This window comes from Staphylococcus sp. IVB6181, from assembly GCF_025561445.1.
Taxonomy (GTDB): Bacteria; Bacillota; Bacilli; order Staphylococcales; family Staphylococcaceae; genus Staphylococcus; species Staphylococcus simulans_B.
Genome location: NZ_CP095096.1, coordinates 173,870 through 191,039 on the forward strand (window position 1 = coordinate 173,870; position 17,170 = coordinate 191,039).

At 38.7% G+C, this 17,170-nt stretch carries 20 protein-coding genes; 11 read left to right on the forward strand and 9 right to left on the reverse strand.

The window, feature by feature from the left end:
- Positions 1–133: 133 nt before the first annotated feature.
- On the reverse strand, positions 134–1,087 hold the full coding sequence (locus tag MUA90_RS00820) for an oxygen-dependent tRNA uridine(34) hydroxylase TrhO (protein ID WP_114604258.1): 954 nt from the start codon (positions 1,085–1,087) through the stop codon (positions 134–136).
- A 262-nt stretch (positions 1,088–1,349) separates the two neighbouring features.
- On the opposite strand from MUA90_RS00820, the gene MUA90_RS00825 reads away from it, so the two are divergent.
- Complete coding sequence (locus tag MUA90_RS00825) at positions 1,350–1,625, forward strand: GNAT family N-acetyltransferase (RefSeq protein WP_262587723.1); 276 nt, start codon at positions 1,350–1,352, stop codon at positions 1,623–1,625.
- 250 nt (positions 1,626–1,875) lie between these two features.
- Here the strand turns inward: MUA90_RS00825 and MUA90_RS00830 are convergent, their stop codons facing one another.
- Positions 1,876–2,337 (reverse strand): hypothetical protein, encoded by a 462-nt coding sequence (locus MUA90_RS00830; protein ID WP_262587725.1) that lies wholly within the window; start codon positions 2,335–2,337, stop codon positions 1,876–1,878.
- 249 nt (positions 2,338–2,586) lie between these two features.
- Between MUA90_RS00830 and MUA90_RS00835 the strand changes: the two genes are divergently transcribed.
- Positions 2,587–2,868, forward strand: coding sequence for a GNAT family N-acetyltransferase (locus tag MUA90_RS00835; protein ID WP_114604260.1), 282 nt, complete (start codon positions 2,587–2,589; stop codon positions 2,866–2,868).
- Positions 2,869–2,963: 95 nt separating this feature from the next.
- On the opposite strand, the gene MUA90_RS00840 is transcribed toward MUA90_RS00835, so the two are convergent.
- Entirely contained in the window at positions 2,964–3,506 is a 543-nt protein-coding gene (locus MUA90_RS00840) for a recombinase family protein (RefSeq protein ID WP_262587727.1), read from the reverse strand.
- Between the two features lie 103 nt (positions 3,507–3,609).
- Here MUA90_RS00840 and MUA90_RS00845 point away from each other — a divergent pair, with 103 nt between their 5' ends.
- Positions 3,610–5,067, forward strand: a complete 1,458-nt coding sequence (locus MUA90_RS00845; protein ID WP_262587728.1) for a SulP family inorganic anion transporter — start codon at positions 3,610–3,612, stop codon at positions 5,065–5,067.
- Positions 5,068–5,150: 83 nt separating this feature from the next.
- Here MUA90_RS00845 and MUA90_RS00850 read toward each other — a convergent pair whose 3' ends face one another.
- Positions 5,151–6,077: a VOC family protein gene (locus tag MUA90_RS00850; RefSeq protein WP_262587729.1), complete on the reverse strand. Its 927-nt coding sequence runs from the start codon at positions 6,075–6,077 to the stop codon at positions 5,151–5,153.
- 201 nt (positions 6,078–6,278) lie between these two features.
- Here MUA90_RS00850 and MUA90_RS00855 point away from each other — a divergent pair, with 201 nt between their 5' ends.
- From MUA90_RS00855 to MUA90_RS00875, 6 genes are all read left to right on the forward strand, one after another.
- Positions 6,279–6,458 carry a hypothetical protein gene (locus tag MUA90_RS00855; RefSeq protein WP_114604264.1) on the forward strand — a complete coding sequence of 60 codons (180 nt, stop codon included), beginning with the start codon at positions 6,279–6,281 and terminating at the stop codon, positions 6,456–6,458.
- Positions 6,459–6,584: 126 nt separating this feature from the next.
- A complete protein-coding gene (locus MUA90_RS00860; RefSeq protein ID WP_262587730.1) occupies positions 6,585–7,190 on the forward strand; it encodes a YhbD family protein in 606 nt (201 codons plus the stop codon).
- Between the two features lie 5 nt (positions 7,191–7,195).
- Positions 7,196–7,921, forward strand: coding sequence for a hypothetical protein (locus MUA90_RS00865; protein WP_262587731.1), 726 nt, complete (start codon positions 7,196–7,198; stop codon positions 7,919–7,921).
- 149 nt (positions 7,922–8,070) lie between these two features.
- Positions 8,071–9,132, forward strand: a complete 1,062-nt coding sequence (locus MUA90_RS00870; protein ID WP_316959793.1) for a sodium:solute symporter family protein — start codon at positions 8,071–8,073, stop codon at positions 9,130–9,132.
- A 2-nt stretch (positions 9,133–9,134) separates the two neighbouring features.
- Positions 9,135–9,479 (forward strand): SLC5/6 family protein, encoded by a 345-nt coding sequence (locus MUA90_RS13920; RefSeq protein WP_316959794.1) that lies wholly within the window; start codon positions 9,135–9,137, stop codon positions 9,477–9,479.
- A complete protein-coding gene (locus MUA90_RS00875) occupies positions 9,457–10,590 on the forward strand; it encodes a M24 family metallopeptidase (protein ID WP_262587732.1) in 1,134 nt (377 codons plus the stop codon). Before MUA90_RS13920 ends, MUA90_RS00875 begins: the two co-directional genes overlap by 23 nt.
- Positions 10,591–10,666: 76 nt before the next feature.
- Here MUA90_RS00875 and MUA90_RS00880 read toward each other — a convergent pair whose 3' ends face one another.
- The 4 genes from MUA90_RS00880 to MUA90_RS00895 all read right to left on the reverse strand — a co-directional run bounded on the left by MUA90_RS00880 (position 10,667) and on the right by MUA90_RS00895 (position 14,403).
- Positions 10,667–10,882 carry a hypothetical protein gene (locus tag MUA90_RS00880; protein WP_262587734.1) on the reverse strand — a complete coding sequence of 72 codons (216 nt, stop codon included), beginning with the start codon at positions 10,880–10,882 and terminating at the stop codon, positions 10,667–10,669.
- Between the two features lie 56 nt (positions 10,883–10,938).
- Positions 10,939–12,120 (reverse strand): YbfB/YjiJ family MFS transporter, encoded by a 1,182-nt coding sequence (locus tag MUA90_RS00885; RefSeq protein WP_262587736.1) that lies wholly within the window; start codon positions 12,118–12,120, stop codon positions 10,939–10,941.
- Between the two features lie 199 nt (positions 12,121–12,319).
- Positions 12,320–12,463 (reverse strand): hypothetical protein, encoded by a 144-nt coding sequence (locus tag MUA90_RS00890; protein ID WP_262587737.1) that lies wholly within the window; start codon positions 12,461–12,463, stop codon positions 12,320–12,322.
- Positions 12,464–12,543: 80 nt separating this feature from the next.
- Positions 12,544–14,403, reverse strand: a complete 1,860-nt coding sequence (locus MUA90_RS00895; protein WP_398577363.1) for an endonuclease/exonuclease/phosphatase family protein — start codon at positions 14,401–14,403, stop codon at positions 12,544–12,546.
- Positions 14,404–14,562: 159 nt separating this feature from the next.
- Here MUA90_RS00895 and MUA90_RS00900 point away from each other — a divergent pair, with 159 nt between their 5' ends.
- Both MUA90_RS00900 and MUA90_RS00905 read left to right on the forward strand, forming a co-directional pair.
- Positions 14,563–15,645: an aldo/keto reductase gene (locus tag MUA90_RS00900; RefSeq protein WP_262587738.1), complete on the forward strand. Its 1,083-nt coding sequence runs from the start codon at positions 14,563–14,565 to the stop codon at positions 15,643–15,645.
- A 178-nt stretch (positions 15,646–15,823) separates the two neighbouring features.
- Positions 15,824–16,315 (forward strand): DUF4064 domain-containing protein, encoded by a 492-nt coding sequence (locus tag MUA90_RS00905; protein ID WP_262587740.1) that lies wholly within the window; start codon positions 15,824–15,826, stop codon positions 16,313–16,315.
- Between the two features lie 94 nt (positions 16,316–16,409).
- On the opposite strand, the gene MUA90_RS00910 is transcribed toward MUA90_RS00905, so the two are convergent.
- Positions 16,410–17,153, reverse strand: coding sequence for an SDR family NAD(P)-dependent oxidoreductase (locus tag MUA90_RS00910; RefSeq protein WP_262587742.1), 744 nt, complete (start codon positions 17,151–17,153; stop codon positions 16,410–16,412).
- Positions 17,154–17,170 lie beyond the last annotated feature (17 nt).

Below are 17,170 nucleotides of genomic sequence, written 5' to 3' on the forward strand. Positions count from 1 at the left end.
CAGTCAGGCATACGTTTGGGTCGAGTAGGTACACACCTCCGAACAACTGCAAAAATATGCTAGGGTGAAATCAGAGGTTTATGGTAAAAAAGAGGCAAGGACTTGAATTTGTCCTTGCCTCATCTTTAATCTCTTATTGTGTGACTAATGCATCAAAGTTTTTAAGACGTCTTTCTTTTTCCTCATCGCTGATGTTGTGTTTTGCGACATAGCGATTACGTTCGTGCTGTGCACATTCTTTACAGCAAGCACCTAAATAACGGTGTTCGTTTTCTTCTGAAACTAAGATTTGTTTATTGCAGTCAGGGTCGCTGCAATTGATATAGCGTTCGCATGGTGTACCGTCGAACCATTCTTTGCCGATGACTGTTTTTTCTACTTGGTTGACATCTACACTGATACGTTCGTCAAAGACGTACATTTTACCGTCCCATAATTCGCCTTGTGTTTCTGGATCTTTACCGTAAGTTGCGATACCGCCTTCTAATTGTGCTACATCTTCAAAGCCTTCTTTAAGCAAGAAGCCTGAGAATTTTTCACAGCGGATACCGCCGGTACAATAAGTGACAATTTTTTTGTCCATGAACATGTCTTTGTTTTCTTTGATCCAATCTGGCAAGTCACGAAAACGTGTAATGTTCGGACGTACTGCACCGCGGAAATGGCCTAAGTCGAATTCATAATCATTACGTGCATCAATAACGATTGTATCATCGTCTTGTAATGCTTCTCTGAATTCAACCGGAGATAAATATTTTCCTGTTGTTTCGCGCGGGTCAATATCATTTTCTAAGTCCAGTGCAACAATTTCTTTTCTTGGGCGTACATGCATTTTCTTGAATGCATGGCCTTCTGCTTCATCAATCTTGAATGTAATATCTTTGAAGCGTTCATCTGCACGCATATGTGCAATATAAGCATCCGTATCTTCTTTTGTGCCTGAAAGTGTACCGTTGATACCTTCAGTAGACACTAAAATACGGCCTTTTAAATTATGTGCTTTGCAGAAGTCTAAGTGTTCTGCCGCATAAGTTTCTGGGTCATCAATAGTGACATATTTATAATATAATAATACTCTATAATCCATAATATGATACTCCTCAATCTTTCTATCTATTTCTCATTATAAAAGAAAAAGCCAAGACATAAATGATGCATAAGACCTATTTTTCTCTCACGAGTTTCATTTTTCCACTATGATAGCTTAACAAATAATTGTAAATATGCAATAAGTTCGTTTCGAAAATTAAAATATATATGCCTAATTAACCCTTTAAGCATAATCCGATTGGTTTCACACTTAACCGGGTATAATAAATATATGAACAACTTTAAATGAGGTGAATAAGATGGCTGAAATTAAACACAATAATAATAGATTCTATGTAGGCGATGAATCTAAACCAACTGCAGAAATGGATTATACTCCAAATGGTGATGTAATGATTATTACGCATACAGGTGTAGATCCAAGTTTAAGAGGTCAAGGCGTAGGCAACCAGTTAGTTCAAGCAGGTGTAAAATACGCAAGAGAAAACAATATGAAAATCGACGCAAAATGCTGGTTTGCGAAGAAACTCATTGAAGATAATCCAAACGATAAAGACTTATTAGTTGAAGAATAAATTTAATAGTCAGTATAATAGGCAAACATTTTTAACAGGTGTTTGCCTAATTTTAATGGGTTATATCAAGGAATTAAAGAGTGCCTGGGTTGTCTAGAATGTTTGATGAAACCTTGTATAACAAGTACTCGTAGTATTACCTGGGAAATAACATGGCAGTCTAAAATGAAGTGTCTTTAAGGTAGAGTGTGTACTGTCGAGGAAGCTGCAGGCAATAGAAAACGCACACCATGAAGATGTGCGTTAACTGTTATTTATGGTTGCTTTCTTGATTTTGATTTGAGCTTTGTGCAGGCGGTGCCTGTTGCGGTTTTGCTTGTTCAGGTTTAGCCGGCTCAGGTTTTGGTTCTGGTTTAGGCTGTGGTTTCTCTTCAGCTTTTTCTTCTTGTTTCGGCTCTGAATTTGAGTCAGGCTGTGCTTTAGGTTGCGGTGCAGGTGCTTGGTAAACAGGTTGTTGCTGAGGCTGTTCATAGTGCACCTGTTCTTGTGCTGCTGTATCTTGCTGATTGTCGTTTTGTTCTTCTTTTTTCTTATGTTCTTTTTCTGGCTGCTTTTTATGTTCTTTCTTATCTTTGTTTTCAAAGTATTTAGCCGCATCGATATTACTGCTGTGTTTATATTTATCATAAGCGATCATACCGCATATGATGATTGCGGTGATTAATAGCGCTGTTATTACTACTGCTGCGATTCTCTTGAAAGCTTGTAACATAACTGATTGTCTCCCTATATCTATAGTTTACTCTTGATGCATGGTGTAGAGCTACATGTTAATTTTATAGAATTGTTCAAGGTATTTCCACCTTTTTATATGTTCTTTAGAATGAGGTGTCAGATATAAAAGGTTTGAGAAATATATTTGCGTGTAAAATGAATAAAGAATGAAAAGGTAAGACGTTTAGAAATAGTACTAAGTGGTATAGTTTTTATATCAAACAATTCATAAAGTGAGGTTGATACAATGGCAGAAGTAAAACATGGTAATAACAAGTTCTATGTAGGAGATTCTGAAGCACAACCCGATGCAGAAATGACATATGTACCGACAGGAGAAGACAAAATTATTATTGACCATACAGGTGTAGGAGAAAGCATGCAAGGTCAAGGTGTCGGGAAACAATTAGTAGAAGCAGGCGTTAATTGGGCACGTGAAAATAATGTGAAGATTTTAGCGACTTGCCCATTCGCTAAGAAAGTCTTAGAAGAAACACCTGAATATCATGATGTATTGATTAAACACTAGACTGAAGGGTGTCTTAAAAGCCTATCATAACAACCTTTTGGGTTATAATTATAATAAAGCAGCGTCCTAGTTTTTGAAGCTTAGGACGCTGCTTTTTAACGGTCTAAATGTCTGTATAAAGTTGCTCGGCTGATATTGGTTTTAGCTTTGATTTCATCAAGTGTATATTGTTTCGACATGTACATTTCAATCGCATCTTTCAAGTTTTTATCATTACGTTTTGGACGTCCAGGCGACTTGCCTTCTCTAACATATTTTTCGATACCGAGACGTGTTCTGAACTTAACGACATCGCTTTGAAATTGGGTTAAATATTTTAAATGCGTATGGAAATTTTGATGAGTATTGCCTGTAAGTGCTTGATTAAGATTAATAACATACAAGGAGATGTGCTGCTTTTCAAGCAAGTCTAAAATATCTAAAAGCTGACGTGTTGAATCTGCCAGGATACACAAGTCAGTGACATATAACGTATCGTTTGGTTTGAGTGTAGTATGCAGCAGTTCATCTAATACAATGCGCTTTTTAGCTTCAGCATGCTTTTCTTCTAAGAGTTTATCGGTATAATTTTGGGTTTTTTGACATTGTACGGTACATGTATCATTGATTTCTACAGGACGGAGATAGCCGTATTTCATTATATTCACCTAACTTATAGTCAATTAGTTTCAAAAAGGGATAGAAATATGAAACTTTTCTGTTATACTTGCTTAGTAGTATTTCACGTAAAGGAGATTCATTATGTTTGAGACATTTAAAACAGAATGGCTGCAGCAGCCTGGCAAGAACTTTATGGCCGGCTTAGTTGTTGCTTTGGCATTAATACCTGAAGCGATTGCCTTTTCAATTATCGCAGGTGTCGATCCGATGGTCGGCTTATATGCCGCGTTTAATATTGCGACTGTTACGGCAATTGCAGGCGGACGTCCAGCTATGATTTCCGGCGCTACAGGTGCTGTTGCCTTAGTTGTTACACCTTTAGTACGCGACCATGGTTTAGAGTATCTATTAGCAGCCACTATCTTAATGGGGCTGATTCAATTTATCTTAGGCGTACTTAAAATCGGACGCTTGATGAAGTTTATTCCGCGTTCTGTCATGATAGGATTTGTAAATGCTTTAGGTATCATGATCTTCATGTCTCAACTTGAACATATCTTTGGTATTTCGATTCATACTTATATCTACGTTATTGTAACACTTCTCATGGTATATATCATTCCGTTGTTTAAGCGTATCCGCATACCCGCACCGCTGATTGCGATTGTCGTATTGACTGCGATTTATATGATATTTGGGTCTGATGTTAGAACGGTAGGAGATTTAGGCAATATTCAACAGAAATTACCGCATTTCTTAATTCCTGATGTGCCTTATAATTTAGAAACTTTACGAATTATTTTCCCTTATGCGCTCTCAATGGCGATTGTAGGGTTAGTAGAAAGCTTATTAACAGCTAAAATTGTAGATGACTATACAGATACGTACTCTAACAAGAACAAAGAGTCCAGAGGCCAAGGGATTGCGAACATCATCACAGGATTATTTGGCGGTATGGGCGGTTGTGCAATGATTGGACAATCTGGTATCAACGTACGTTCTGGTGCCAACAGTCGTCTTTCTACACTGACTGCAGGAGTCATGCTGATGTTCATGATTATGGTCTTAGGGGATATTGTAGTTAAAATTCCAATGCCCATTTTAGCAGGTATTATGGTGATGGTTTCAGTAGGTACAGTCGATTGGGGCTCTTTCAAATATATTAAGAATGCTCCGAAAACAGACGCTGTTGTAATGCTGCTGACCGTTATCATTGTCTTATTTACGCACAATCTTGCGATTGGTGTAGTTGTCGGGGTTGTCTTCAGTGCCTTATTCTTTGCTGCAAAGATATCCCAAGTGGACGTGCAGCAACATCAGCAAGGCGATCATGTACAGCTGGCAATTAAAGGACAAATCTTCTTTGTTTCGATTGATAGTCTGATGGGACAAATCGATTTGAATCAGCACCATAAGACAATCACGATAAATTTAAGCCGAGCACACTTATGGGACGATTCTGCAGTAGATGCGATTGACAATCTCGTAAATAAACTTAAGCACAAACAGAATCATGTAACAGTGGTAGGGTTAAATGCACAGAGTCATAAAATCATTAAAGAACTCAGCCAATTAAATCACAATCATTTTAAAGTCTGAAGCGCTTTGCTTCAGGCTTTTTCTGTGCGCATAAAAAACACAAAGCACCAAAGAAAAACTCTGTGCTTTGTGCAGTAAAATTATTAAATTTCTTTTAATTGGCGTTCGATTTCATCACGTTTATGTTCAAGGAAGTCAGGTAATGTCAGTTTGCTTCCTAAGTCTTTAACATCAGTATCTACAGTGAAGCCAGGTGCTTCTGTCGCAAATTCATAAAGAATTTTGTTGTTGCGGTAGTAGATGGATTTAAAGAAGTAACGGTCGATAATACCAGAGTTGTTGCCAGGCAATTGATCTAATTTTTCAAGTACCGTCTGCAAAGCTTCATCAGTCGGGATACTGACAGCGATATGATGGACATAACCGCGGCCTGGTTTAACACTTTCGCCTTGTTCTTCCACTAAGACAAAGTCGCTGTAACGTCCGCTTTGGTCAAGTGTATATACATTTTCATCGCTTGGGTGTGCTTGGTAGCCTAATACGTTTGTTAAGAAATCGATGGTAGGCGCTAAATTACGCAAATGCAATTCTACTGGCCCCATACCTAGAATTTGATGTTCGCTCGGTACATCTGTATATGGATTATAATGCCATACTTTTGGAATCGTATGGTCGCCGTTAACCATTAATACTAACTTCAAACCGTCTGGATCTTCAAAAGCTAAAGCCGGTTGGTTTAAATACGTTGTTGTTTCAGCATCTACATTATGCTGGCTTAAACGCTCTTTAAAGTATGTGATAGCAGCTTCATCTGGTACTAATAAAACTAAACGTTCAATACTGTTTGTACCTGAATGATGTTTGCCCAGCATACTCATTTCAAAGAATGTTAATAATGTGCCCGGTGCACCTGTTTCATCCCCGTAGAAGATATGATACATCGATGGATTATCTTGGTTTACAGATTTTTCGATTAAGCGCAAACCTAATACTTCTGTGTAAAATTGTTTATTTTCACGTGCATCTTTTGTGTACATTGAGATATGGTGATGTCCTGTAATCAGTGTCATACTATCCCTCCTGCTTATCTAGTATAATTATTATACTTACATCATACAATGTTTCTACAAATAAAGAAAGCTTTATGTTCTTCTACCCGAATTGTTAATGATATATGACAAAACACATACTTGAAGGGGTATACTTTGTCGCACCTCACTGTATCCGTCATAATGGAATTAAGACCAAAGAGAGATAGATGGGGTGAAAGTATGAACTTTGTGAAGATATCACTCATAGTCGCGTTAATGTGCTTATTAGCACTGATTGAGATGATAGCAGCCGCAACAGTCGGTTTAAGTTATATAGTCGCAATAGCCATTTCTATTGTAATGGTTATATGTATCATCATTATTATCATGGAGATACTCAAAGGCAGGAAGAAGTCCTAGCATATACATAACCTGATCGCTGACAGTCCGTCACTGCTGGCAATCAGGTTATTTTTCTGTAGAAAATGAAAGAAAGTACTCGCACGCGTAACAGTGTTATGTTACATTATTCCTAGGAGGATAATTATGACAGAACAATTAATCAGCAAAAAGGACTTGCTCGTTGAATGCGATATTACGTATGGCCAACTGTATCGCTGGAAAAGAAAAAAATTAATCCCAGATGAATGGTTTATTCGAAAGTCTACATTTACCGGCCAAGAAACGTTCTTGCCTAAAACGAAAGTACTTCAAAGAATCAAAGCGATTCAACAATATAAAAATGACTATGCTTTAGACGAAATGGCCAAGTTATTCGAAGTAGCATCTAATGAGCCTAAAGCAGAATACTGGGATAATGAAGCACTCATTCAAACATGGGCTGGTTTCTTTAAACAAGAAATCGGTGAAAAATTGTTAGCGCAATATCCGGAAGATACAGCGGTTTATGTCGGTACGATTTTAAACGAAGTCATTACACGCAGTATCTTATCGATGGATGAAGCACAAGCGCTGCAAGCATTCCTATTGGAATCTGCGCATAACAATAAAACGGCAGAGTTGTATATTTGCCGCAAGTTCGCAGTCACATTCTACTTGCTTGTGGAACAGAATACTCCTATTCAATTAGATAACAGTGTGAGAGTAATAGAAATAATCAGCGCAGAAAACTTATTTAAGAAAGAAGGCTAAACATCATGAATCAGTCTATCAGAGGTATGGGAAAAAGAATCCTGGAAGCACACACCTATGACACTATTTTATTGCTTGGCGAAATAACAATATTAAACGAAGCCATCATCAATGACATCAAACTTACTGGTGACATTACCGCAGCGGATAATGTGGAAATCCGCAACTTGAAGCTGCTTGGCGAAATGAAATGCGATAAGAATGTGCGTATTACGCAAGCATCTATTATCGGTAAAGTCCAGATCGCAGAGGATTTGGACTTCACTGATTTCAAAGTGAAAGGCGAAGTGAATGTTTCAGGGCGTTTGCGCGGAGATAATATCGATATTATCGGTATGCTTCAAAGTACGCGCGATTGTGAAGTCGATAATTTTAATGTGAACGGCAAAGCGCAGATTGAAGGTATGTTAAATGCGGATTCAATAGAATTCAAAGTACAAGAAGACTCTTATATCCGAGAAATCGGCGGGGACCAAATTAAAATTCTTGAACAAAACAAAGAGAACAGTAAGAAGTCGTTCATCACTGTTGTTTCCAACCAAAAGACACCCGCTTATCTGACGGCAGAAATCATTGAAGGAGATACGATAGAGGTGAATGCGGTCAAAGCGAAAATGATCAGAGGCGACCATGTGGTCATTGGAGATAACGTCGAAGTGGATAAAGTAGAATATACCAATTCGCTGGAATGTGCGCCGCATGCACAAGTCAAAGAGGTCGTAAAATTATAACATTATAGGTGAATTATCAAAATTCCTCAAAAAATATCAGAATAATTAGATTGTTGTTACTATTATTTTGATTATGTGCTAAAATAAATTTTTATTATCAAACTAATCGTTGGTTGACGGTTAGTTTTTTATGATTAGGGGGAATTATGATGGGATTTTCTACTGAACCGATATTAATATGGTTTGTGTTAGGCTACGGTTTATTAATGATCGTATTAGGTTTTATTTATTCAAAGAAAGTTGAAAGTAACGAAGACTTTATCCTTGCGGGTAAATCGTTAGGGCCTGTGGTGTTGATGGGGACATTGCTTGCGACATGGGTCGGCAGTGGTTCTGTAACCGGCGGTCAAAACTCATTAGCCTACAGTTTCGGCTTATGGCCGGCAATCGGCTATATGATTCCGAGTATTATCGGTATTGGGACGATTTACATAATCAGCTCTAAGATTAGAAACAACGGGAAGTACACAGTAGCGGAAATCCTTGAGATGAAATATGGTAAAGTCGCAAGTTATATAGCTGCAGTGATTATTATTTTAGCTTTCGTAGGGATTGTTTCTTACCAATATCAAGGTTTAGCGTATGTCTTGCATGTCTCAACAGGCATCTCTGTTGAACTTGGCACGATTATTGCGGCCGTGATTATTATCTTGCTCGCGACAATGGGCGGTTTAATGTCAGTCGCACCGACAGATGCCTTAAGTGCATTCTTGATTACTATCGCATTGATTATTGCGGTACCTGTCAGTATCGCAGTTGCGGGCGGTTGGGACAGCATTGTCAGCCATGTACCAGATACACATTTAGAGCCGATGGGGACATTAAGCTTCATGCAGATTCTCGGCTTCTATATTCCAATGCTATTCTTATTATTAGGCGACCAGAACATATACCAGCGTCTTGCTTCATCAAAGGACAATAAAGTAACGCGCGTCGGTACGATCGGCTGGGTTGTCGGCTTATTGATTGTAACACCATTGATTTCACTTCTTGCGTTTATTGCACGTTCGATTTTCCCGAAAATCGAACCAGGGATGGCTTTAATCGCACTGACAAGTCAATTGCCGATTGTGATTGGAGGCGTCTTGATTGCGGCACTTACTGCATTCATTACGACAACAGGAACTCTTATTTATTATCCGCTGCGACAAGTGTGCTGTATGACTTGTTCGGCGAAAACTTTAAACATAAACACGAAAATAAAATGCTGATGATGACGAGAATATTAGTGCCGGTTTTAGGTGTCATTGCATTCATGCTGACGATGTACTTCCCGTCAGTCTTATCTGTACAAATGTATGCTTATACTGTTTACGGTGCAGGTATTACTCCGGCATTGCTTGCAGTATTCATTTATCCGAAAGTCACAAAACTTGCTGGTTTAGCTTCAATGGCTGTAGGATTAGTCGCAACACTGTTTTGGGAGTTTGTCTTTGTTCAAAGTACAGGTATCAACTCAGCATTGATTTCTGTACCGCTTGCGATTATCGTCTTAGTAGTTGTGACACTATTTACTTCTAAAGGAGGCAGTCAAAGTGAACTTGAAACAACGCATTGATGCGTTTAGAAAGACTATGAAACAAGACAACATTGATTTAAGTATTGTGATGAATTTTGAGAATCAGATGTATTTCACAGGATTTAAAGCAGTTATTTATTCTAGACCGATCATCTTATTTATTTCCCAGGAAAAGATTGAAGTGATTGCGCCGAAGTTAGAAGAAAATCACTTTAAGGATAAGACAGGTATTCACTCGATTCATACGTATACTGAAATTCCGACAGAAGATGACACACCGACACGTTATCAAGATGTATTTAATGACTTGCTGAAACAATATGAAGAGGCAAAAACGATTGGTATCGAAACAGCTTTCTTGCCGGCGCAATTCTATACTGCTGTCAAAGCACATGATTTCGAAGTAAAAGATATCAGTGAAGCATTAGTTAAACAAAGAACGTACAAGTACGAAGATGAACAAGCAGCGATTCGCGACAGCGGTAAGATTGTCAGTGAAGCGGTAGCAAAAACAATTGAAAATACAAAAGAAGGTTTGACTGAGATGGATATCGATAACTTTGGGAACAGTTATTTATTTGATACCATTTCTCAAAATTATCCTGATGCTGAATTTGGATTCTTCGTCATGTCGCCTTCAGGTATTAAACGTTCTACAATGCCGCATACCTTCTCTAATACGAAAGCCATTCACTCGGGAGATGTCATTGTACACAGCCGCCAGTTAGAACTGAATGGGTATCGTGCAGAGTGCGAGCGTACTTTCTTTGCTGGTCAGCCTAATCCTGATCAAAAGAAAGCCTTTGAGACTATGGTGAAAGCACATAAAGCTGCATTAAATTTCATCAAAGTGGGTGTAACCGCAAAAGAAGTCGACCAAGCAGCACGAGATGTGATTGAGAAGGCAGGATATGGAGATTATATCAGCCACCGTACAGGACACGGCATCGGTATCGGGCAACATGAAGAACCATCGCTTCGATTTGATAATGACCTTGTTTTAGAAGAAGGTATGGTCTTTTGTGTAGAACCTGGTATTTATATTCCTGGAGTAGGCGGATTCAGACATTCAGATACTGTCATCTTAAAAGCTTCAGGTACTGAAGTTGTGACAGATTATCCGCATGACTTAGAAGATTTGATACGATAAAACTTAATATGTGAAACAAAAACAACACCTGCATATTGTTATGCGGGTGTTGTGTAATTTTGTTTTCAATTCAATCTTATTTTGTTCTTTCTCTGATTAATAAACCGAGAATTGTAAACGTCGTAACCGCAAAGACGATGTTCATAATAGATAAAATCTCAATTATCACAACATCTTTATCAAGACGTTCAAATGCATTGTTTTGAAGTTCTTGATCAGTAGTGAATGTTTCTTCGCTGATACGAGGATCGTCTGTTAAATCTTCTTTCATTCTCTTTTTAACAAAAGGCATAATCAGTTCCTCCTTTATTGCTAGTAACATTCCCTAATCACAAAAAGCAAAACTTTTTAAACGGTTTTTTCATTGCGCAAAGCACGATAACTGATGACGCTGCTGATAAGTCCGATGATTAAAATGACTGTCGCAAACAAGAGTGCTGCATTGTAATTTTCTGATTCTCCGATTAAGAAGCCGGAAACAAACGGCGCAATCATTTGACCGATACTATAAATCACAGTCAATGTGGCGATAAAGTTAGACTTGCCTCCAGTCTCAAGCATCAACATTTGTCCTTTAGACATGAAGAGTGTCGTTAAGCCTAAGAATGTACTGCCGAAAATCAGAGAACTGATAATCAAGCTGACAATGTGATGCGAGAATATCGGTAAAGCTACACTGATAATCTGCAGGCCGAAGGCCATGTAAGTAGCTTTGCTGTAATCGATTTTCTCCGCAATCATAGACCAAACTACTGTAGAAGGTATGGCACCTAAACCGACAAACATCCAGCTTAAAGCCGCATATTCTGAGAAAGCAGGGATTGTTTTAACAATCGCAACTAAGAAAGTACCTGTAATAATATAGCCCGCACCTTCACAGAAATAGGCGATAGAATACCAGCGCATGAAGGTCGGGTTAAGACGGACGGCAGTCTTCTTTTCTGTTTTGGCAGTGTCATTGACTTTGATTTCCGGGTTCTCTCTCATGAATAGAATAACTAAAAGACTTAGCACTAAAGAAACAAGTCCTAAGATAATCCAAGTCATTTGCCACGTGTCGACGTTTGTATAGAAGAATACGTAGATACTGCTGGTAAAGAGTCCAATCCCTACAGCACTGTACAATAGTCCGGAAATCCCTTCTTTATGTGCTTGTCTTAACGCTTCTAAGACAACATTAGAGGCTAAAACAAAGACTGTACCGCTGGTAATTCCTGCGATTAAACGAAGCACTGACCATAGGAAGAAGTTGGATGTAAAGCCCATGAAGATAGTGGAGAGCACGTTTAGTATCAAGTAGATTTTGACATCTACGACTTTGCTTTTGAAGATAAACCACATTGGAATAATGGCACCGATCAAATAACCTAAGTAGTTAATTGTCGCAAGTAATCCGGCACCTTTACCATCCATATGTACCGCTTGCTGCATAAAAGGAAGAATAGGCGTATAGGCAAAACGGCCGATTGCCATCACCACAAATAAAGATGCCATCCCAAGTAATAATTGACGATGTGCGTGCTGAGACATAATCGTCACCTCTCATTCTAGATAGTTGCCCCTATTATACGCCGAGTTCAACATTAATAATAATGATAAAACGTGATAAGTATGATAAGTAAAAGTTATCGTAAGGAAATGATAGATAAATCAAAGCATAAATAAAACGTGTTGCTTTCAAAATTGAAAACAACACGCTCTATCAGTGAAAGGGTTGAAAAACAACCGCTTATTTATTGTCATCTTTATTTTCGTCTTTTTTGTCGCCGCCGCCGAATTTATCTTTAGCGATTTCTTTACCTTTTTCAATGTACTCGTCTTTATGTTCGTTTAAGTGGTCTTCGCCTTTTTTCTTGATATCATCAAAATTCATAATCAAATTCCTCCTTAAAATTTAAGTACAGTAATATGTTACCCCGCCTCGAGATTGTGAAACATGTCGTTTTCGATTGATTACTTATTTTTCTTGTTAAGGTGTAGCAAATCTAGTTGTACTAAGAGAGGATCATGGTCGCTTGCACGTCCAGACATGTCTGTGAAATCAGAGTTTACATGAACCATATCTAATTTTGCGTGCGGTGCGAGATGATTAGATACGAAAATATGATCTAGCGTTTGTGAATTGCCTTGATAGACATACGAATAACGCTGGTTCATCGGCACAAAATTAACAAGATTGGTCATTTGGCTGCTTTCTAATGTTTTTAATGGTTTCGACCATTGGAAATCATTAAAGTCGCCAAGTGCTACTACATTTGCTTTAGGATTGTCTTGTTTTACTTGAGTGATAAAGTTGGAAACTGTTTTGGCAATAGCTGTACGTTGTGCTTCGCTGCCAAGGTTGACTGGCTGGCGTTTGCCGAATAACGCATCATCACCGTTTTTAGAGTTCCAATGGTTCACAATCGCAATGACTTGTTTGCCTCTGAATTTAAACTGAGCTGCTAATGGTTTGCGTGAATCTTGGAAAGCTTGATTATCCGGATCGATACGACCAGGGTTATGTGTTAAGTTGCCTTTTTGATATGAAACAGCAGTGTGCGCATCGCCTGCAGGAACTTTTGTATCGAATTTCACTCGATTTGGATTATATAAGAAACCGACACGGATGTTCGCACCTGGCTGACCGCCGTCTTGATTCATCTCCGGATCAATATTGACGTATTTGTATTCTGGACCGCCTGCAGCTTTAATGGCTGCGATAAGACGTTCATAAGATTGGTCGCCTTGAGGGCCGCCTTTTCCAGGGCCATCATTATCTTGAACTTCAGTGACACCGATAATATCAGGCTGCTTCATATTTTTGACAATACCGTTCGCAAGCTTTTGGGCTTTATCATCAGAAGATGATTTTACGTTATTTGAGAAATTCTCTAAGTTGTAAGAGGCCATCGTCAGCTTTTGATGATCAGGTTGAATCGATGTCGGCTGCGGTGCTGTAGTCCCTTTTTGATGTGCATTCTGCATAGTGCTTAAGTCGACATTGATTTTATAGTTTTGGTAGCCGTAGTTCATGTAGCCGATGATAGGGCCTTTGAAGCGATCGCCTGTTTTTACATCAAAGTCGCGTGCTTGATAATTATCGTACATTTTGAATGGAATACGCTGACCGTTGGCACTATTGTGTTTCAGCAAAATTCCGCCGTTTTGAGTTTCTTTTGGTTCGTTGTCTAATACTGTGAAGATGTCTCCATGTTCTTGCGGTCCGACAGCACGGACATCACCTGTCTGCACGCGCATACCTTCTAATGACTCATAATAGTCCATCGCATAACGGTTGCGGTCGAATGTTTTCAACTGATCATTTGCGGAGATGGCTTTAGGAACTTGTTTAATTGTGTACGGCTTAGGCAGAGGCTGATTGCTTTGTGCCACAGTGATTTTGCCGCCGCGATCATCACGGGCCACAATTTCAGTGACCGGCAAATCTGTATTCGCTTTATCGTTATAACCATCAATGGCATATTCATTGACTGTTCCGGTTACTTTAATTAAATCGCCGACTTTTACATCAGCTTTATGTTTGCCTGTATAAACGATAATACCTTCTGATGTGTTGGCATTGTTGTCTGCTTCGCTATCAGGTGTCTGCATATGAAAATAATGCTGTCCGCGCAATTCATATTGATAAGTAACAATTCCTTTAACGTCTTGGACTTTCTTATTGTTATAAGGGGAGTAGTGACGTTCTCCTTGAATGTCGTGAATTGCGACAGATTGCGAGGTAGTTTCTGCACTTGCATCATTTGGCATCAATAATAATGCCGCAAGTGCAGATGTAGATAGAAGAGTTATTAATTTTTTCTTGTGCATAGTGTGCCTCCAAAATATATGTATTTAATTGTAATTATATCAACGGTTCAATTAATTTATTGTTAAATTTGAGTAAATGTTTTTTGGAGTACACATATATTTAAATTGTGATGAACAGGGAAAATACTCCATATATAGATTATGTTGGAGGGTGATAGTATGGATTATAACTTACTAGGTAATTCGGGACTGAATGTCTCGAAATATGCTTTAGGCTCTGTACCGTTTTCTGCCACAAATGGATTTGAGAATGCGGGCGGTCTGACAGAGAAAGAAGTAGAATATTTTGTAGATTATGCGTTAGATCAAGGGATTAATCAGTTTGATACTGCAAATCTTTATGCTAAAGGCGATGCAGAATTGGCATTAGGCAAAGGTATCCGAAATCATCGTGATGAAATGGTCATCAGTACAAAAACAGGCTTCCCATTCAACGATAACCCGAATAATGTCGGTGCAAGCCGTTTGAATATTGAACGTTCTATCGATCATTCCTTGAAGCGTTTAGGCACGGATTATGTAGATTTATATTATGTGCATACATGGGATGGACAAGTACCGGTCGAAGAAACGATTCAAACGATGAATGACTTAATCAGAAAAGGTAAAATCCGCTACTGGGGTGTATCGAACTACAGCGGCTGGAACTTAGCCAAAACATATACGACAGCAGTAGAAAATAATATGGCACCGCCGATTGCGCAGCAAATCTATTACACACCTGAAGCGAGAGAAGCGGAATATGAATTACTGCCTGCAGGCAAAGAACTGGGTGTAGGCAATAGTATCTGGTCTCCATTAGGAGAAGGGTTGCTAACAGGTAAAATCACACGTGATAAAAAAGGCGAGCCGAATACACGCCAAGGCGACGGCTGGGCTGAACCGTATGTAAAAGATCATGAATTATTCTATCGTTTGATTGAACTGGTTCAAGAAATTGCGCATAATCATCAAGCAACAGTACCGCAAGTTGTACTTGCTTGGTTAAGAGAACGTCCGAATGTAGATTCGCTCGTATTGGCTGCACGTAATAAAGAACAGCTGCAAGAAAATATTGCATCTTATCAGTTGCAGCTGACAAAAGAAGAAATTCAAATGATTACAGACTTAACGACACCAGAACCGATTTATCCGTTATGGCACCGTGCAATGAATTCTGCACAGAGAGGTTCTGAAGCTGAAAAAGTCTATCTAGAAGAATATCAAAGATTGATGGAACGAAAAGACAACTTGGTAGACTAGAAAATTTCTTCTTAATTGGATAGACGAAAAGTTAAAAAGTATATTAATTATTATTAAAAAAGAAGTAAGGATTTTAAGCGGAGTATGGACGTATAACCTGAGAATTAGTATACTGATGTTAATAATTATATTGATTTTATAATTTTACTATTTGCTATTACAATTAAGGAGGAACACAATGATTAAACGTACAGGTGAACACGTTTTAACATGGATTGGTGTTGGGCTTACAGCCTTAGCAGTTTTAATGACAGGTTTAATGCTTCCGTTAATGCATAGCGAGGACTTTATAACAGGTATGCAAGAAGGCAGCACAGGGGATATAACTTATGAGGAAATGATGCAATCAGCAACAGTTCTTCAAGGATTTATAACATTTGCTTTAATCATCAACCTTATTGCCCTTGTTTTAGCAGTCATCGGCGGTATCTTTATCAGTAAGAAAGCAAAAACAGCTGCAACTTTATTATTGATTGCTGGTATTATTTCATTATTAGGTAACTGGATTTCAGCAATCTTATGGATTATTGCCGCAATTATGTTATTCAGCAGAAAACCGAAAAACAATTCATTGACTGAAGATGGTTATTATAACTACGATAAAGCCAATGCCATTGCACAAGAACGTACAAGCGAACAAACAAAAGAAGAAGATCCATACAAATATTAATACACATGAGCCGTCTCATAAGAGGCGGCTTTTTAATACAAAAAGGCAGAGCATATGTTGGTAGATGCTCTGCCTTTATTCTGTCATTATGAGATTAAATCATTTCTCCGCCGCCGCTGACTGGAAGATAGCTGCCGGTAATATAAGCACTGTCTTCGCTTGCATAAAATGCTACTGCTTTAGCGACGTCTTCAGGTTGTGCCAATCTATGGATAGGAATGCTGTTGGCATAAGCTGTTTTAGCTTCTTCTGGTGTATGTGCAGTCGCGTCTGTATCGACCATACCAGGTGCTACGATATTTGAAGTAATACCTGTATCTGCAAACTCTTGAGCGATATATTTCGCAAAAGCGTTTAATGCACTTTTAGACGTCCCGTGGGCTAAGAAGTCGTCCATCGGCTGATGGCTGAGACCGCTTGAGATATAAACCAGTTTGCCGTAGCCTTGTTCTTTCATAATGGGTACAACTGCTTTCGTTGAAGTGAAGGCTGCTTTTAATTCATCATCAGTTTTAGCAATAAATTCGTCCCACTCCATGTCTTCAAATGATTTGAAAGGGAATTGCATTCCAGCGTTATGTACTAGAATATCAACACTGCCGAACGTCGCTAATGCTTGTTTGACAATATTTGCGACATCTTCAGTATCGCGTGCATCGCCTTTGACTGCGATGGCTTTACCGCCGTTATCTTCAATGTCTTTAACAACATTTTCTGCTGCTTGAGCGTTGCTGAAGTAATTAATTACGACATTTGCACCGCGTGATCCGAGCAAACGTGCTGTTTGAGCCCCGATACCGCGGCTTGATCCTGTAATAATTGCTGTTCTGCCTTTCATATTTATCTCTCCTTTAA

What these genes read in the sequence shown, in the direction of transcription:
- MUA90_RS00880 (WP_262587734.1), bottom strand. Translation starts at nt 10,882, where the DNA reads ATGCCTTTTGTTAAAAAGAGAATGAAAGAAGATTTAACAGACGATCCT.
- MUA90_RS00835 (WP_114604260.1), top strand. Translation starts at nt 2,587, where the DNA reads ATGGCAGAAGTAAAACATGGTAATAACAAGTTCTATGTAGGAGATTCT.
- MUA90_RS00895 (WP_398577363.1), bottom strand. Translation starts at nt 14,403, where the DNA reads ATGCACAAGAAAAAATTAATAACTCTTCTATCTACATCTGCACTTGCG.
- MUA90_RS00900 (WP_262587738.1), top strand. Translation starts at nt 14,563, where the DNA reads ATGGATTATAACTTACTAGGTAATTCGGGACTGAATGTCTCGAAATAT.
- MUA90_RS00910 (WP_262587742.1), bottom strand. Translation starts at nt 17,153, where the DNA reads ATGAAAGGCAGAACAGCAATTATTACAGGATCAAGCCGCGGTATCGGG.
- MUA90_RS00905 (WP_262587740.1), top strand. Translation starts at nt 15,824, where the DNA reads ATGATTAAACGTACAGGTGAACACGTTTTAACATGGATTGGTGTTGGG.
- MUA90_RS13920 (WP_316959794.1), top strand. Translation starts at nt 9,135, where the DNA reads ATGACGAGAATATTAGTGCCGGTTTTAGGTGTCATTGCATTCATGCTG.
- MUA90_RS00890 (WP_262587737.1), bottom strand. Translation starts at nt 12,463, where the DNA reads ATGAATTTTGATGATATCAAGAAAAAAGGCGAAGACCACTTAAACGAA.
- MUA90_RS00825 (WP_262587723.1), top strand. Translation starts at nt 1,350, where the DNA reads ATGGCTGAAATTAAACACAATAATAATAGATTCTATGTAGGCGATGAA.
- MUA90_RS00860 (WP_262587730.1), top strand. Translation starts at nt 6,585, where the DNA reads ATGACAGAACAATTAATCAGCAAAAAGGACTTGCTCGTTGAATGCGAT.
- MUA90_RS00885 (WP_262587736.1), bottom strand. Translation starts at nt 12,120, where the DNA reads ATGTCTCAGCACGCACATCGTCAATTATTACTTGGGATGGCATCTTTA.
- MUA90_RS00870 (WP_316959793.1), top strand. Translation starts at nt 8,071, where the DNA reads ATGGGATTTTCTACTGAACCGATATTAATATGGTTTGTGTTAGGCTAC.
- MUA90_RS00820 (WP_114604258.1), bottom strand. Translation starts at nt 1,087, where the DNA reads ATGGATTATAGAGTATTATTATATTATAAATATGTCACTATTGATGAC.
- MUA90_RS00845 (WP_262587728.1), top strand. Translation starts at nt 3,610, where the DNA reads ATGTTTGAGACATTTAAAACAGAATGGCTGCAGCAGCCTGGCAAGAAC.
- MUA90_RS00830 (WP_262587725.1), bottom strand. Translation starts at nt 2,337, where the DNA reads ATGTTACAAGCTTTCAAGAGAATCGCAGCAGTAGTAATAACAGCGCTA.
- MUA90_RS00865 (WP_262587731.1), top strand. Translation starts at nt 7,196, where the DNA reads ATGAATCAGTCTATCAGAGGTATGGGAAAAAGAATCCTGGAAGCACAC.
- MUA90_RS00840 (WP_262587727.1), bottom strand. Translation starts at nt 3,506, where the DNA reads ATGAAATACGGCTATCTCCGTCCTGTAGAAATCAATGATACATGTACC.
- MUA90_RS00850 (WP_262587729.1), bottom strand. Translation starts at nt 6,077, where the DNA reads ATGACACTGATTACAGGACATCACCATATCTCAATGTACACAAAAGAT.
- MUA90_RS00855 (WP_114604264.1), top strand. Translation starts at nt 6,279, where the DNA reads ATGAACTTTGTGAAGATATCACTCATAGTCGCGTTAATGTGCTTATTA.